At 65.0% G+C, this 243-nt stretch carries 1 pseudogene; it reads right to left on the reverse strand.

Annotated elements, in window-relative coordinates:
- Positions 1 to 198, reverse strand: a pseudogene (locus KVT37_RS32655) (amidohydrolase family protein); the annotation flags it as partial.
- Positions 199 to 243 lie beyond the last annotated feature (45 nt).

Genomic DNA, 243 nt, shown 5'->3' on the forward strand with positions numbered 1-243 from the left:
GTCGCCCATGCCCATGATCTGGCCGCCATATTTGGTGCCCGCCTGGATCGCCTCCATCGAAGAGGAGCCGGGCATCTCGGCGAAGGTCTGGATGTCCTTGGCGTTGGTGCCCTGCGGCGTCCAGGCAAATCCGAAATCGCCGCCGATGCAGACGCGGATGCCGCGCCGGGGCATCTCCTTCATCGTGTCGATGCACATTCCGAGCTCTCGCTCAAATCCGAGCGACAGGGGCGGGCCGGGCTT

This window comes from Mesorhizobium sp. GbtcB19 (genome assembly GCF_019091085.1).
Lineage (GTDB): Bacteria > Pseudomonadota > Alphaproteobacteria > Rhizobiales > Rhizobiaceae > Mesorhizobium.